The organism is Ignavibacteriota bacterium (assembly GCA_016218045.1).
In the GTDB taxonomy this organism is placed as follows: domain Bacteria; phylum Bacteroidota; class Ignavibacteria; order SZUA-365; family SZUA-365; genus JACRFB01.
The window spans coordinates 55,368-71,179 of record JACRFB010000010.1; the positions used below are offsets into that span (position 1 = coordinate 55,368).

Consider the following 15,812-nt stretch of genomic DNA (forward strand, 5'->3'; position numbering starts at 1 on the left):
CGAAGCAAATAGCGCGACCCCGTCCCGCACCTGCGACCCTTGCCGGGTGCCTGCTCACCGCCTCTCGCGGTGTCGCAGACACGGACACGCGAACTGGAGTTACTTCAGGAAACCGGCAATCAGTGCGAGGAGCTGTTCGCGCTGAAAGGGTTTCGGAAGGTACTCGTTGCACCCCGCGTCAAAGCAGCGCTGGCGGTCCGCCGGAAAGGCGTGCGCGGTCAACGCGATGATGGGGAGGGTCGAGAACCGGGCCTCCGTACGCAGCGACTGCGTGAACTGCAGCCCGTCCATGTCTCCGTGCAGGGAGATGTCCATCAGAATAATGTCGATGCGCTGCGCGTTCAGGATCTCGAGCGCCTGCGGAGCCGACGAGGCGACACGTACATTGTAGTGTCGCGAAAGGAGCAGCGACATGTACTGCTGGCTCTGGATGTCGTCCTCCACCACAAGCACGCAACGCGCCGCCGCGTCGTGCGCATTGCGCGCGGAATTTTCGCCCGAGGCGGAGTCGCCCGCGATGGAGCCGCTGCCCGCATCGAGCGGGAAGAATAGGGTGCACACGGTTCCGTGTCCTTTGTGACTGTCTATCGATATCATGCCCTTGCTCACTTCCACGTAATGGCGTGTCAGTGCCATGCCGAGTCCCAGCCCCTCGAAGGGCCGCGTTGTGCCCGAAGATTCCTGGGAGAATTTTTCGAATATTCTCGGGAGGTATTCATCCGATATTCCGATTCCCGAGTCGGCTACGTCGATGCGCGCCCACGCATCCTCGATGGCGACACTGATGATGACGTTTCCCCGCTCCGTGAATTTAATGGCGTTGTCGAGCAGGTTTATCAGGGCCTGCTCAAGTGTGTAGCGATCGACGGTCGAGAACGCCGCGAGACAGGTGCTCTCGTGTTTCAGCGCGACCCCCTTTGCCTCGGCAATCGGCCGCATGTCGGTGGCGAGCGACTCGGCGACGTCGACGAGGTTGACGGTTTCGAAACGCGGTGTGTATGTGCCGGCCTGTATGCTTGAAATGTTCAGGATTTGCTCGACTGTGCGCAGGAGGCGGCGGCCGGAGCGCTCGATGGTGCGGAAAAATATGAGGTGTTCGGCATCGATGCGGTCGCGGTACATCTCGGAGATCAAATCCATGAATCCGATGATCACATTCAGCGGCGTGCGGATCTCGTGCGACATGTTGGCGATGAAGATATCCTTCAGTTGATGCGACTTCTCGGCGCTCTCCTTTGCCGCGATCAGCGCGTCCTTCGCCTCGCGGCGCAGTGTCACGTCGTTCGCCACGCTCAGTATGCCGGGTGAACCGTCGGGCAATGTCATGGCGGTTTCGCGCAGTTCCATCCAGCAGGTGCTGCCGTCCTTGCGAATGTTCATCACCTCGTGCTCCATCACCTCGCCGGCGATGATGCGGGCCGCGTGTCCGTCGATGAGATGGTGTTCATCTGGAGGGACGACGATGCGGATGTTCTTCCCGATAAGTTCCTCCCTGCCGTAGCCGAACGCCGCGCTCAACGAGGGATTGATGTCGAGTATCGTCCCGTGCGCGTCTTCCACGATGATCCCCGAGGGAGAGAGGTCGAAAAGAGCCCGGTAACGACGTTCGTTTTCGCGCAGCGTCTGCTCGGCGGATTTCCACGCGGTCACGTCGGTCATCATGCCGACCATGCGTGAGTGTTTCCCGTCGATGGGATCGAGGAAAAATCCCCTGTCGAGGAACCACACCCAGGCGCCGGACTTGTGACGGAAACGGTACTCCACTTCGTAGGCGGAACCGGCCTCCTCCGCTTGTGATAAAAGCAGGAGCGACAGCTCGCGATCCTCAGGGTGGATCAGGTCGGACCACTGCGCGATCCCCGCGTTCATTTCCTCGAGCGAGTAGCCAAGGACGGTATCGATGGATCCGCCCCATTGAATTGCGCCGCTCTGAACATCATAATCGTACACGATCTGCCCCGAGGCTGCGGTGACGCTTTCATAGAGGGTTTTCCAGCGTTCGATTTCCCGCTCGGCGGCGGTGCGATCGGTGACGTCACGCGCAATAGCGAGGCGCGGTCCTAGTTCGAGGTCCTCCGCGGGCATGGGAACAACCAGCGTCTCGTACACACGGGCGCCGACGCGGCTTATTCTGCCGGTCCGCACATCGTTGTCCGCTCCCGAAAAAAGGGTCCGCAGCGAATTCTCCGCCTCCGCGTCCCCGCCGCGGGGAAGCAGGGATTCCCATTTGCGGCCGATTGCCATCTCGGGTGTCAGCCCGATAATCGCCGCGCCGACACCGTTGCAGTACGAGAGCACTTCATCCGCGTCGACAATAAATATTCCGTCAGGCGCGGCTTCTGCCAGCGTACGATAGCGTTCCTCGCTGCGGCGCAGGGCGTGCTCCGCCATGCGTCGCCCGGTGATGTCGCGCGCGAAGCCGACGAATTCGATGGGTTTCCCCGTCTCGTCGCGTTCGATGTTGACCGTGACATCGGCCCAGAGCACGCTCCCGTCCTTGCGCATATACCGTTTCTCGAAGCGTGTCGACGAGCGTCCCTCCGTCATCATCGCATGCATCAACATCTCCTCGCGTGCGATATCGTCGGGATGTGTGAAATCGTAGGGGGTCATGCTCGACAATTCGCTCTGCGAATAGCCCGTCAATGCGGCGAACGCGGCATTGGTCTCGCAAATGCGGTACGCGCCGTCGACGCGCACAAAGCCGACCGCGGAATCCTCGTACACGCCGCGGTACTTCTCCATGCCGCGCTGCAAGTCGGCGTATTTCTCACATTCCACGCTGATATCGGTGAGCACGGCAACGAGCTGAACGGGCCGGCCATCCGCCGATGCGGTGGTGAGGCATCGTTCACGCAGCATGGCCGGGAGTCCGCAGCCCGGAGCTGTGGCGAATTCGATCAGGGTGTTGCCCGGAGTCGAAAGAGCCGAGCGCACAAGGTCGAGTGTCGTGGCGAGTGCATCAGGGTGGACGATGGCTCTGTGGAGCAGATCCGCGTCAAGGTGGTTTCCGTCAACGCCGAGGGCGGTCCGCAACGCGGCACTCATCGACGCGACTCGATTCTCCCGCAAGTCCACGACATACACCAAGTCACCGAGTGCTTCGAGAACGGTTGCAAAATCCACGGTCGCCAAGGCATCGCTGTGCCCGCGCTCCTCGTCGGTTGGGTGTTCAGTGCCCGCGCTGCGGTTGTGTCGAAAGGCCATCGTGATAGGTGGTCCGTCAGTGCAATGATGGAGTTGCGCGCCGGGGCGCAACACAGGCAGCGAGGCGCAGCGGTAGTGTGCCCGCGTGTGTGCCTTGTTCGACTGTGAATCTAGGGCAGTGGGATGCCAAGGTCAAGACGCCCGGCTCTTTTATTCTGCGATTTCGGCATGTGTATCGCTCCGGGGCGGGCGATGAGGTCAGCCGAGCCGCACGATGCGGTCGCACTGGTCCACGTCGGACTGATCGTTCGAGGCGATGATCACACATCCCTGCTTTCGCTGGCGGGACACGATCGCATACACGGCGGCTATCCCGTCGGCATCAAGATTCGAAATCGGTTCGTCAAGAAGAAGGAAGGACGGGTTGTGTATCGTCGCGAAGAGCAGCTTCATGCGCTGTTTCATGCCGGAGGAAAATGCGCGGATCGGATCCTTGCGTCCTGGAGGCAGGCCCACTCCCTCGATGCGCGCGCGTAGATCATCGCGCGAGAGCCGCAGTCCGCGCGCATCGGCGTAAAACGCCAGGTTCTCCTCAGCGCTGAATTCGTCGAACAACTGCAGATACGGGGCCACGAATCCGAGATGCTCGTGCAGGACCTCCATCGGAAGTGTCACACCGTCGCGCGTGTATTCCACACTCCCGGAGTTCGGCTGCAACAGCCCCGCAATAATTTTGAGCAATGTGGACTTCCCCGACCCGTTGCGGCCCGTAATGCCGACCACTTCCCCGGCGGACACATCGAACGACACATCGTTCAGGATGCGCGAGCGGTGAAATGACTTTGTGATGTTCCTAACCGCGATCTGCACGGATCACCTGCGCACGATGACAAATTTACCGCTGTGCATCGTGCCGCCAACATTCAACACAAACACGTAGATACCCGACGCGGCATTCTCACCCGCATCGTCGCGGCCGTTCCAGGCGATGTACCGCCCAAACGTGGGATCACCAAGTATGGCGGCATCCTCGAGCAGCGCGATTCTGTTCATGCTTCCCGTAAAGATCGCAAGCGTGCCGCGCGTCTGCGGCACGCTGTTCGGCACCGAGACGCGCGCTATGCCGTCACCGGCGGGATCGTACGGATTCGGCGAGAAATAGACTTTTCGATCCGGTATGGCTCCTTTTGAGTACACGTTCAGGCACAACATGCCGGGGCTTGCGGGAAGGAAGCGGTACCCCCACCCGTTGCCCACCGGCAGATATTCGGCGCCGTATCCGCTGGTGCGTATGTCGATGGTGAACTGCACGGGGGCACCCCCGCCCCCTGTCGCCGCCTGCACGGCGGCCGTGAGATTCACCTGCGAGACCGAGAATGCCGCGGTGTCGGCATCCATGGCGGCGCGCATGTACACGGTGGCATAGGGCGAGACCGCGCCCGACAGTGTCGCGCTGCCGTTTGTGACCGCGATGGTTGAAGCGATCTTTACGGTGGGATACGATGCGGCCTCGTCATACCGTTCCGACGGCGCGGCGTCCGCGGCCCTGTAGCCCGTGTAAAAATTCCAGCGCGCAAAGGCGCAGTACTCGATCGAGAGATCGCTCGGATCCGTGCTCGCGCGCAAGGCGTCGTCGAGCGCGAAGTACGGGTGCCGCGAGCGGATCCCCTCCCAGGTCCGGCGCATCAGCGTCGTGTCGTGGCGGCGTTCGAGCATTTTCGGCAGAAGGACGAGAGGATACCCGTAGGCGCCCCACGCGTGTATCGAACGTTCGGGGAATGTAAACAGCCCGCTGCTGCCGCCGAGGTACTGGTAATAATCGTTGACGTCGGGATACACCTCGTCCTCATAATAGACAGACGTCAGTTCGTGTATGTAGCGGTCGTCGAGCAAGAGCCCGTAACTTCCCATCTGAATCATATGGTGGAACTCGTGTGCCGCGGTGACTTTGGCGCCCTCGAGTCCCTTCGAAAAATATCCGCCAGCAAAATCGTTGTCGATCTCAATAAACGACGTGAATATTGGCTGCACGGTCGTGGATGGGATACGATCGACCCATTGCGTATTGCCGTAATCGGACCCCACGTTGCGGAGGAAGATGTTGTACGTATTCTGCCCCGCTTCGAACGGCGGTGCCTGATAGCCGCGTTGCAGCACTTCCACCACATAGGTGTGATCAAAGAATGCCGCCACGGCCTCCGCGTATGCGCGCGATGTGCCGCGGATTGGCGTCTCCGTCGCATCGATCATCGCGGCCATGTGCGTACCACTTGTGTCGTAATGGATGCGGAAACGTCCGGAAGGACTGAGGAGCGACATGTCGTACGTGGCCGGCGCAAGCAGGCGGCGCATTGTGGCACGGTCCGCCGGCGACATGGTTTCTGCGCGGCGCGCGGTTTCGATGGTCCAGCCGAAACCGCATCCCGGCACAATACGCTGCTGGAGCGTGTTGCCCGGCGCGCGGCCCGAACGATATTCCGCGAGGCGCTGAAGGAACTCGGCGTCGCTGAGCGCGCGCAGATCGATGTCCTGCGCGCTAGTCCAGATCGGCGCGATGAACACGAGCACAAGGGCGGAAAGTGAACGTCGCGTTTTCATTCGCCGGACCTCGCCATCGCGATGCGCCGCTCGAGCCGCATGTTGCGGCGTATCAACGCCTGGTCGAAACGCCGTGATTCCGCTTCCGTTTCAGGGATGACCTGCGGACTCTGCGTCGGCGTGCCTTCGGCGTTTAATCCCACAAATGTCATGTACGCGGAATTCGTGTGACGCACTTCCCCGCTGCGGATGTTCTCGGCGAATACTTTCACGCCGACTTCCATCGAGGTCCGGAACACACGGTTCACCGACGCGCGCAACACAACCACTTCACCCAGGCGGACCGGATGCAGGAAATCAATCTGGTCGACGGAGGCCGTAACGCAGACCAAGCCCGCATGGCGCGCCGCGGCGATGGCGGCCGCGATGTCCATCAGGTGCATCAACTTGCCGCCGAGCAGGTTGCCGAGCTGATTCGTGTCATTCGGAAGCACCAATTCCGTCATCTCGACATGCGAGGCGCGCACGGTATGTTTGCGCGGCAATGATTCCATCCCATCCTCCATGGTCATGTCCCGCGCGGAGTCACTTCGGGCGCGCGTTGCTCCGCGTTTCGGCGGGCAGGTCGGCCCGCAGTGCCGCGACATCGTCGCGAAGCGGACTCGTGGGGTACTTCTCCAGAAACTGTGTGATGCGGTCGCCTGCCGCGGCATATTGTTTGCGCGAGATAAGCGCGCGGATTTTCATCGCCGCGGCGTCGTCGACGTACTCGGTGCTGTAATACTTGTCGATCACCGTATCGAAGTACACTTCGGCCGCGCGCGCGTTTTCGAGTTTCATGTACAGCAGGCCCGTGCGATACTCTTTCTCGGCGAGGCGGTTGATGAGGCCCAGCATGTCCTTCTCCGCGTCCGCCGCCTTGGGGTGCTTCGGATTCGTTTCGATAAAGGTCTGAAGCGCATCGATCGCGCGCATCGTGTAGGTCTGATCGAGCGCGGCCTTGGGCGACAGTTCCACATAACACCGCGCGTACATGTACTGGGCCTCGGTCTGCAGCGCGGGTGAGGAACTCACCTGTCCGATCTGGCTGAACTCGTAGCTGGCAAGTATGTACTCCTCACGATTGAAGCGGCTCATGCCCATGAAGAATCTGGCGCTGTCGGCCACAGGGCTGGTGGGATACTGCAGACGAATCACCTCGAAGTGCTGTATCGCGTCGAAATAATCCTCGTCGGCATACTCGGCCATGCCGAGCCGGAAGCGCTGCTCGGCCGTGGGGATATCGGCGGGTGTTGTCGAACTGCAGGCAGCGCAACACACCGCGAGAACCGCGGCTGCGACGATAGGAAGGGTGCGTGACATCAGGATCCTCGTACGGTGAAAAGCAACAGAACTATGACCGCCGCGGCTGCGATGGCGGCGATCGGTCCGATGACGCCGTCAAACCACGACGGCGACTCGGCGCTGCGATAGTCGGTAAATGCGGGTGCGGTGCCGCGCAGTGTATCCACGCGTTCCGCGCGAAATTCCTTCGACCAGAGTACCGTCCCCGCGACAGGGTCTGTCGCGACAACACCACATGCTGCAGTCGAACGTGCAAAATAGGAAGAATCGGTTACCGAAACAGTGGAGATCGCCATCTCCCGCACGTCGACGCGCAGCACGGTCCCCTCTTCCAATCCACCCAGCAGCACACGCGCGTGTACACGCGAGAGTTCTTCGGAAAAGATCTGCAACACCATGGGATGGGCATCGGACGGCGTCACGCGCAGCGACACGGCGCTGCCGCCGCCGAGGCGCGCTGCTGTCTCGGCCGCGAGGGTCCGCGTCAGCGCGGAAAGCCGTGTGAGATCTGAAACGTCCGTCCCTGGCGTCTGTCCCGGCGACGTCGTCACAACACAGAAACACAACACGGCCGCGCGGACCCCGGCACAAAGCAAGACGCGTACGGGTTTCGGAATCATGCGCCGATGTCTCCCGTGCCCGTATCCGCCTGTTGTGACGACGAAAGCACATCCTCGATCAAGCCGTCGAGATCCTCGAACTGTTCCGCGTCAAGCCGCTGCTGCAGTGCCTGTTTCTCGGTGTTCCACACGGTGCGGACAGCATAGAGGTCGCCCTTTGCGATGATCCACACCACATAGCGGAGGAAGGAATCGTACAGGGCGGCCGCGCGCGCCGCGTCGAAGCGTCCCGACGTGACGGCCAGGCGCGTGTATTCGGCCCGCCCCTCGGCGATGCGGGTGTCGTAATATGCTCTGAATCGGATATTATTTTCCGCATACTCGCTCCCGTTGAACGAGTGGATCTCGGCTGTGTACGCAACGACGTCGGCACGCGGGGTGACACCCCAGTATTGTCCCGTCACGAGAATTTCCGGCACATCGTCGCCATCGATGTCGCGGAGTTCGGGTGCGCCGCTTTCAGCGACGAAGAGTACCGAGAGACTCCCGTCCTTGCGAAATCCGTACACTGCGAGTCCTGTCGATGCGACCGGATCGTTTCCCCCGGTGTTCGTCGTGGCGAGTATCTCGAGTTTTCCTCTCCGGGTGATGTCGCGGAATTCCACCGTCTCGCCATTTTGTACCGGATCGACAAACATGGAACCCCACACGCCCCTCGATGTATCGAAGGCGAAAATCTCGAGCCGGTCGAATTGCCGGGGCAGCGCGGGATTCCCCTGTTCGAATGCGTCGCGCGAGGTGATGACAAATTCGTCGATTCCGTTCCGGTCGAGGTCGACGCGAATGCTGTCGAGTATGAGCCGCGACGAATCGTAGGGTTGGAAGGTCGGGCCCGTCCATTCACGGACGGGCGCCTGCTCCGCGGGCGTGTCCCGGGTGCCGCATCCGGCGGCGAGAATACACAACAAGGCGGCGCACAGAGCGCTCCCGAGTGTTTGTGTCCGTCGCGGCAATCGCGGCGCCCGCCAATGAGACACTACAAAACACGCGCGCATGTCTCGTGTTCCGTTCACCAGTCCCCGCTCGAGCCGCCGCCGCCGAAACTCCCGCCGCCCCCGGAAAAGCCGCCGAAATCGCTGCCGGACGACCAGCCGGATCCGCCGCCGCTCCCGAATCCGCCGAAAGGTGTCGGCAGGAAAAAGATCCCGCCGCCGCGTCCGCCGCGGCCTTTTTTCATTGCCCGCACGACGATGATGATGAGGATGATGAAGAAGACAATACTGCCCACGTTGGTCTTTTTCTCTCGTCGCGCGGGTTTTCTTTCGGGCGCCGTGTACTCGCCTTGGGCCGCCTTCATCGCCGCATCCATGCCCGCGCTGATCCCGCCGGCATAATCGCCTTCGCGGAACCGCGGCACAACCGCGTCGCGGATGATCGACGAGGTCAGCGCGTCGGTCAATGCGCCTTCGAGGCCGTAGCCGACCTCGAAGCGCATTTTCCTGTCGTCGATGGACACGAGGAACAGCAGGCCGTTATCGCGCCCTTTGCGTCCTATGCCGTTCTTCTCCGCAATGCGGAGCGCGGCGTCCTCGATGTTCTCGCCCTGCAGGTCGCGCACAACGACCACGACGAACTGGCTCGATGTGGCCTCGTCGTAGGCGCGCAGGCGGGCGTTGAGTTCGTCGGCCGCTGTGGATGGAAGCACGGCCGCGAAATCGTTTACGTAGCGCGTCAGCGTCGGGGTTTCCTGCGCACGAATCGGAAATGGGGCGCAGGCGGCGAAACACAGCAGCGCAACCGCGATATGACGCAGGCGCGCGGCCACTTAGAAAGAGACCTTCGGTGCCTGGTCGGCTCCCTGCGTTGCCGAGAAGTAGGCCTTCTCCTTGAATCCGCCGAGGGACGCGATGATGCTGGTCGGTATGCGTTTTATCCGCGTGTTGTATTCCTGGGCGGCCTCGATAAACCTCTTGCGCTCGACGGCGATGCGGTTCTCGGTTCCCTCGAGCTGCGATTGCAGGGCGAGGAAATTCTGATTCGATTTCAGATCGGGATAGTTCTCGGTCACCGCGAGCAGGCGCGACAACGCGCCGCCAAGCTGGCTCTGCGCCTGTTCAAAACGCGAAAATGCCGCGGGATCGTCGAGAATCTCCTTCGAGACGTTCATCTGTCCCACGCGGGAGCGCATCTCGGTGACTTCGGTCAGCACCGAACTTTCCTGCTTCGCGTACCCCTTGACGGTCTCCACAAGATTCGGGATAAGGTCCAGTCGGCGTTGGTACACGTTCTCGACCTGGCTCCACTTGGCGGTCACGTTTTCCTGCGATGACACGAGGCCATTGTGCACGTTGATGTACCAGATCACCAGTACCAGGACGATGCCGAGACCGATGAAGAGGGTTGTGTACTTTTTCATGAAAACTCCAGACGGCTGTTTCGAATATTCGTGGGCCGGATCACGGCCCGCTGTCATAACAAAAAAGTACGGAAAATCATTCTCGCACAGAATCAGATCTGCCCGCTCGCGTGTTTTTCACGGAGCCGGGCCAGCATGTCGTCGGTCATCGCCTCGAGATCGTAGGCGGGTTTCCAGCCCCATTCGCGCCTGGCGGCTGAGTCGTCCACACAATCGGGCCACGAATCGGCGATGTCCTGGCGGTAATCGGGTTCGTAGGTCACGGTGAAACCGGGCACGCGCGCGGTGATCGACGCGGCGAGTTCACGCGCCGTAAAACTCATCGATCCGACATTGAAGTCGGAGTGATGCTTCAGCGCCGCAAAATCCGCCTCGGCGAGATCCATCGTCGCCTTGATGCAATCGGGCATGTACATCATCGGGAGTTTTGTGTCCTCGCGCACGAAACAGGTGTAGGCGCCGTGTTTGACGGCATCGTAGTAGATCGCCACAGCGTAATCCGTCGTGCCGCCGCCGGGGAAGGTCTCCGCCGAAATGATGCCAGGGTAGCGCAGGCCGCGCACATCGAGATTATATTTCCGGACGAAGTAGTCCGATAATACTTCGCCCGCCACCTTGGTCACGCCGTACATCGTCGTGGGTTTCAGGGCCGTCTCCTGCGGCGCGCAGTTGGGCGTGCCGGGTCCCCACACGGCGATGGAACTCGGAATGATGACACGTGCCATGTCGTATTTCACCGCGAGTTGCAGCACGTTGATCGTGCCGTTCATGTTGACGTTCCAGCACAGCATGGGATTCTTCTCGCCCACCGCCGAGAGCAGCGCCGCGAGATGAAACACGGTGTCGATGGAGTGCTTCTGCATGAGGGCGTCCATCTCGGCCTCGTTGGTGACGTCGAGCAGATGGAAGGGTCCCGCATCGCGCATCGCCTGCGGCGCCTCCTTGAGATCGGTGGCGATGACGTTCTCGGCGCCGTAGCGCTGGCGCAGAGCGGCGGTCAGTTCCGAGCCGATTTGTCCAAGCGCGCCGGTGACCAGGATTTTCGAGATGTTCTTTTTCATGTCCGTGCGGAAAAATGAGTGGAGGTTCTGGATGTCCCGGGAGGGAGGGGAGCGGATTTACGGAATGATGCCGAGCGAGCGTCCCGCGGTCTCGAAGGCGCTGATGCAGGTGTCGATGTGTTCCTCGGTGTGCGCGGCCGAGATCTGCACGCGGATGCGCGCCTGGCCCTTCGGCACCACGGGGTAGGAAAATCCGACGACGTAGATGCCGAGATCGTACAGCGCGGTGGAAAGCGCCCCGGCGAGCTGCGCGTCGTTCGGGCTGTGTTTGCGCAGTAGTATCGGTGCTATGGGATGCACGCTGTCGGTGATGTCGAAACCGAGCGCGGTCATCTTCTGCCGGAAACGGCGCGTGTTCGACATGAGGCGCGTGCGCAGATCGTCGCTCTGGCTCACAAGATCGAAGGCGGCGATGGATGCGGCCACGATGCTGGGCGCCAGCGAATTCGAAAAGAGGTAGGGACGCGAACGCTGGCGCAGAATCTCGACGATCTCCTTGCGCGCGGCCGTGAAACCTCCCAAAGCGCCGCCCATGGCCTTGCCCAGCGTCGAGGTCACGATGTCGACCTGGCCCAGCACGCCGCAGTACTCGATGGCACCGCGGCCGGTCGGACCGAAAAAGCCCGTGGCGTGTGATTCATCGACCATCACGAGCGCATCGTAGGTGTTGGCGAGATGTACGATCTCCGCAAGCTTGGCGATGTCGCCGTCCATCGAAAAAACGCCGTCGGTCGCGATGAGAATGTTGCGCGCCGGCGCCGGCTCCTTGCCCAGGCCGGTGTGATCCCACACGTCCACTCCCTCGCGCGCCTGCGCAAGTTTCGCCTCGAGCGACTGCATGTCGCCGTGTTCGTAGATGTAACGTTTCGCCTTGCAAAGACGGATGCCGTCGATGATGCTCGCGTGATTCAGGGAGTCGGTGATGATCACGTCGTCGGCCGAGAGAAAACTCTCGAAGAGGCCGCCGTTGGCGTCGAAACACGAGGAGTACAGGATGGCGTCGTCGAGTTCGTAGAATGCCGCGATGCGCTGCTCGAGCGTCTTGTGAATGTCCTGCGTGCCGCAGATGAAACGCACGGACGAAAGGCCGAAGCCGTATTCGTCGAGCGCCTTGTGCGCAGCGTCGATCACCACGGGGTGATTCGCAAGGCCGAGGTAATTATTGGAGCAGAAATTCAGCACGCTGCGCGGCGCGGCGCCTTGCGGGTAACTGACGGTGATCTCAGCCTTCTGGTCCGACAGGATGACCCTTTCATCCTTGTACAAGCCGGAGGCCTTTATGGTGTTTAATTCCTGCTTGAGATCGTAACGGGTTCGTTGGTACACTGTTCACTCCAGAATATCCTCGCCAAATTAGGATTTTTTTCTCAAATGAACGAGCGGACGATGATTGCGCGGGAATCGGAAAATATGGATACGGCGCGGCGGTGCATTGCTCCATTGCCATGAAGACGTGTATCTTCCGCAACCCTACCACCGAACAGCGAGCCAGGAATGAACATTGCCAATCCCACGCCGGGACTGAACATCGATGAGATAATGGACAATGCGCAGACCGCGGCGCTGGCCTTCCAGTCGTACACGCAGGACGAAGTAGACGCGATTGTCGAAGCGGTGTATCACGCCGGTTTTAACGCCCGGCTCCAGCTCGCCGAGATGGCGCATCAGGAGACGCGGATCGGAGTGGTGAAGGACAAGGTCCTGAAGAACATCATCGCGACACGATATGTGTACGAGGACATACGCTCCCTGCGGACCGCGGGTATCATTTCTGAAAATCCCGAATCAGGCATCACGGAGATCGCGCAGCCGATAGGTCCGATTTTCTGCGTGACACCGATCACGAATCCGACATCGACGGTTCTCTTTAAAATTCTCATCGCGCTCAAGACGCGCAACCCGATCATCATACGCCCGCACGGCGCAGCCAAAAAGTGCAGCATCGAGGCCGCCCGTATCTGTTACGAGGCGGCGGTGGAGGCGGGCGCGCCGCAGCATTGCATTCAGTGGATCAAACGCTCGTCGGAAGAGGAAACGCTCGCGTTTATGGCGCACCGGCGCACCGCGCTCATTCTTGCCACGGGTTCGGTCAGCCTTGTGCGCGCGGCGTACAGCTCGGGCAATCCGGCGATCGGCATCGGCCCGGGCAATGTTCCCGTGTACATCGGACGCACGGCCGACTTCGGTTTTGCCGTGAACCAGATCATGCGTTCCAAGACGTTCGACAACGGCACCATCTGCGCAAGCGAACAGGCGGTGGTGTGCACCGAGGATTATGCGGACGAGGTCCGCACGCTGTTCTCGGAGGCGGGCGCGTACTTCATGACGCGCGAGGAGATCGCAAAGGTAAGCGCCATCGCGATCAATCACGCGCAGCGTGTCATGAATCCCGCCGTGATCGGACAACCCGCCGGGCGCATCGCGCAAATGGCCGGCATCAGCATTCCCGAAGGCACACGCGTGCTCATGGCCGAACTCGACGAGGTCGGGCTCCAGGCACCGCTTTCACTCGAAATCCTCGCACCGATTCTGGCATTTTACACCTCGCCCGATTTCGACAGCTCGATCGACATCTGCCGCAAGATCAACCGCTACGGCGGACTCGGCCACACCGCCAGCATTTTCTCCACGCACGAGGAACGCATCGAGTACTTCGCAAACGCGATGAACGCGGGGCGCATCCTCGTGAACACCCCCGCCTCGTTCGGTGCGCTTGGAGGCACCTTCAACGCGCTGCAGCCCTCCATGACGCTCGCGTGCGGCAGCGGCGGGAAAAACATCACCACCGACAACATCTCCGCAAAACACCTGATGAATATCCAGCGCATCGCGCGTATGAAGGAGCACTCCTGCTTCGAGTGCGCGGAACGCTGGGCGCTCGAGACGTCGATGGATGCGCGGACGGTGGACGCAAAGTGCAGCCACATTCACGGGCCAGTCGGCACCTGCAAGGAAATCACGCCCGATCCGGCCCTGGTATCCTGAGCACGCCCTAACGCCACGAGGCGCGGTCGAATTCCTCCGGCACGGTCCACGAGCCGATATACCCGTGGCCGTCCGGATCGCGAATCTGGTACCGTGCGCCGTCGGGTGTTGTTATCACCACATAGCTGCGGCCGCTTCCCGGTGTCCTGCCTATCGAATCGACGGGCACGTCGCGACCGTATAACGGCAGATACGCCGAAGCGTCATCGATCCCCGCATCCGCGCGCCCGGCAAAGGCCACGAGCGAATCGACACCGTCGCACCAGCGGCCGTACCGCGCGTGATGACGGTGCTGGGCCTCCTGCAGCATTTTCATGCGCGCGCGTGATTCCCATCGTTCCTCACCCGCCGGTGCGGCGGGCGTGTGAAGGGCGCCATACACAACAAGCGCGGCGAAGGCCAGGGAGGCGAGATGGAGGACACGTTCGGATCCGCGCGTGAAGTGTGATCCCGGGCCCGGCGTATCCGCCTCCTGATCCACCACTCCGCCGAGAATCGCGAGGAGAAAAACAATCGCAAAAGGCACGACGGCGATTCCCTGCAGCCACAACAGCGTCCAGGGTGCGCAGTACGCCGCTGCGGCGATTGCCAGCGGACTGCGCCGCGCCGCGGCAGTCGCCAGTGCGCGCCACATGGCGGTCTGAAGCAGGACGAGCAGGGCAAGTCCGACGATACCGATCTGCAGACCCGCGCCGATAAACGTGGAATCAATGAGCAGATCTCCCGGCCCATTCGCTGTTCCATGCTGGAAGAATCCGGTGCCGAACAGCGCAGTCCCGACATCGCCGCTCATCCATCGCGAGACGGCATACCACCAGCCGTCGAAGCGCTGCAGCAACGACTCGGCCGCGGCCATCGACGCCCCTCCCGCAGCGAGAAATGCCGCGATTCCCGCGAGGACCACCACGCCCGCCACAACGGGGAGCAGTGACAACAAACGCGGCATACGAGTGATGCGCGGCCACAGGAGAAGGGTCGCGATCGAGAACGCGGCATGCAACCACGCGGCGCGGGTGCGCGTGTAGAGAAGGCCGGCAAGAACGAGCGCGAACAGCACGAGCAGTACTATGCGCAGGGCACGTGGGTGCGTGAACACGCCGGTGCTGGATGTGTCACGCACAAGTGCCAGGCACAGCAGGGCGGCGAACACGAGGAACGCACCGAAACTCGCGGGCGACGAAAACAGGGAGAACGCGCGGACGGCACCGTAAAATTTCCATGCATGTGTTTCGAAGGAAACATCCGACGCTGTGACGGGCAGCAGTGGCGCGCCGAGTGCGGACTGCAGGAATCCCAGGACCAGCAGAGGCAGAGCGGACACAAGCACGGTGGTCACGACGGTCTTTGGACGAACACGAAAGCCGCTCATCACAAGCAGCGGAGCAAGCAGGAGGTAGAAATAATACGCGTTGAATCCGCGCGCCGTGTACAACAGCGGGTGCTGTGAAAAAACAGTGGCGTGAATCCCGAGGTACACGAGAAGGACGGACGCAAGCAGCTTCACCCTGCCGGCACCCACGCTTGCACGTTGCGGCACCGCACTCGTCGATGCCACGTCCTGCCTGTGCTTCGAGACAAGGAGCCATGCGGCTCCGGCGAGACACACGAGCAGCAGCGCGATTTTTACAGAGACGGTTGGAAGCACGACTGTGCCTCCGAACAGCAGCATCTGCGGATACGCGAGGACGCCATCAACGGCCGCGACAAGCAGCAGTGCGGTTGCCGCGAAGGAGCCGTAGCGGAGCAGGTCGCGCGGCATGG

13 protein-coding genes are annotated in these 15,812 nt (G+C 61.4%); 1 reads left to right on the plus strand and 12 read right to left on the minus strand.

Annotated elements, in window-relative coordinates; genetic code table 11:
* Nucleotides 1–99 precede the first annotated feature (99 nt).
* The 11 genes from HY962_02620 to kbl form a co-directional block, all read right to left on the minus strand.
* Nucleotides 100–3,207: a PAS domain S-box protein gene (locus HY962_02620; GenBank protein ID MBI5645800.1), complete on the minus strand. Its 3,108-nt coding sequence runs from the start codon at nt 3,205–3,207 to the stop codon at nt 100–102.
* A gap of 198 nt (nt 3,208–3,405) precedes the next feature.
* Nucleotides 3,406–4,017 (minus strand): ABC transporter ATP-binding protein, encoded by a 612-nt coding sequence (locus HY962_02625; protein ID MBI5645801.1) that lies wholly within the window; start codon nt 4,015–4,017, stop codon nt 3,406–3,408.
* A gap of 3 nt (nt 4,018–4,020) precedes the next feature.
* Nucleotides 4,021–5,745: a hypothetical protein gene (locus HY962_02630; GenBank protein MBI5645802.1), complete on the minus strand. Its 1,725-nt coding sequence runs from the start codon at nt 5,743–5,745 to the stop codon at nt 4,021–4,023.
* Nucleotides 5,742–6,257 (minus strand): acyl-CoA thioesterase, encoded by a 516-nt coding sequence (locus HY962_02635; protein MBI5645803.1) that lies wholly within the window; start codon nt 6,255–6,257, stop codon nt 5,742–5,744. Before HY962_02635 ends, HY962_02630 begins: the two co-directional genes overlap by 4 nt.
* 13 nt (nt 6,258–6,270) lie before the next feature.
* Nucleotides 6,271–7,047 carry an outer membrane protein assembly factor BamD gene (gene bamD, locus HY962_02640; protein MBI5645804.1) on the minus strand — a complete coding sequence of 259 codons (777 nt, stop codon included), beginning with the start codon at nt 7,045–7,047 and terminating at the stop codon, nt 6,271–6,273.
* Nucleotides 7,047–7,649: a hypothetical protein gene (locus tag HY962_02645; protein ID MBI5645805.1), complete on the minus strand. Its 603-nt coding sequence runs from the start codon at nt 7,647–7,649 to the stop codon at nt 7,047–7,049. Before HY962_02645 ends, bamD begins: the two co-directional genes overlap by 1 nt.
* Entirely contained in the window at nt 7,646–8,557 is a 912-nt protein-coding gene (locus tag HY962_02650) for a hypothetical protein (GenBank protein ID MBI5645806.1), read from the minus strand. The genes HY962_02645 and HY962_02650 overlap by 4 nt, the downstream gene beginning before the upstream one ends.
* Before the next feature lie 101 nt (nt 8,558–8,658).
* A complete protein-coding gene (locus tag HY962_02655) occupies nt 8,659–9,414 on the minus strand; it encodes a TPM domain-containing protein (protein MBI5645807.1) in 756 nt (251 codons plus the stop codon).
* The gene (locus tag HY962_02660; GenBank protein MBI5645808.1) at nt 9,415–10,005 is read right to left on the minus strand and encodes a LemA family protein; all 591 of its coding nucleotides are present in this window, start codon (nt 10,003–10,005) and stop codon (nt 9,415–9,417) included. It abuts the gene before it with no gap.
* Nucleotides 10,006–10,097: 92 nt separating this feature from the next.
* The gene (locus HY962_02665) at nt 10,098–11,066 is read right to left on the minus strand and encodes an NAD-dependent epimerase/dehydratase family protein (protein MBI5645809.1); all 969 of its coding nucleotides are present in this window, start codon (nt 11,064–11,066) and stop codon (nt 10,098–10,100) included.
* 57 nt (nt 11,067–11,123) lie between these two features.
* Nucleotides 11,124–12,392 carry a glycine C-acetyltransferase gene (gene kbl, locus HY962_02670; protein ID MBI5645810.1) on the minus strand — a complete coding sequence of 423 codons (1,269 nt, stop codon included), beginning with the start codon at nt 12,390–12,392 and terminating at the stop codon, nt 11,124–11,126.
* A gap of 168 nt (nt 12,393–12,560) precedes the next feature.
* Here kbl and HY962_02675 point away from each other — a divergent pair, with 168 nt between their 5' ends.
* Nucleotides 12,561–14,051: an aldehyde dehydrogenase family protein gene (locus tag HY962_02675; protein ID MBI5645811.1), complete on the plus strand. Its 1,491-nt coding sequence runs from the start codon at nt 12,561–12,563 to the stop codon at nt 14,049–14,051.
* 7 nt (nt 14,052–14,058) lie between these two features.
* On the opposite strand, the gene HY962_02680 is transcribed toward HY962_02675, so the two are convergent.
* Complete coding sequence (locus HY962_02680; GenBank protein MBI5645812.1) at nt 14,059–15,810, minus strand: hypothetical protein; 1,752 nt, start codon at nt 15,808–15,810, stop codon at nt 14,059–14,061.
* Between the last annotated feature and the right edge of the window lie 2 nt (nt 15,811–15,812).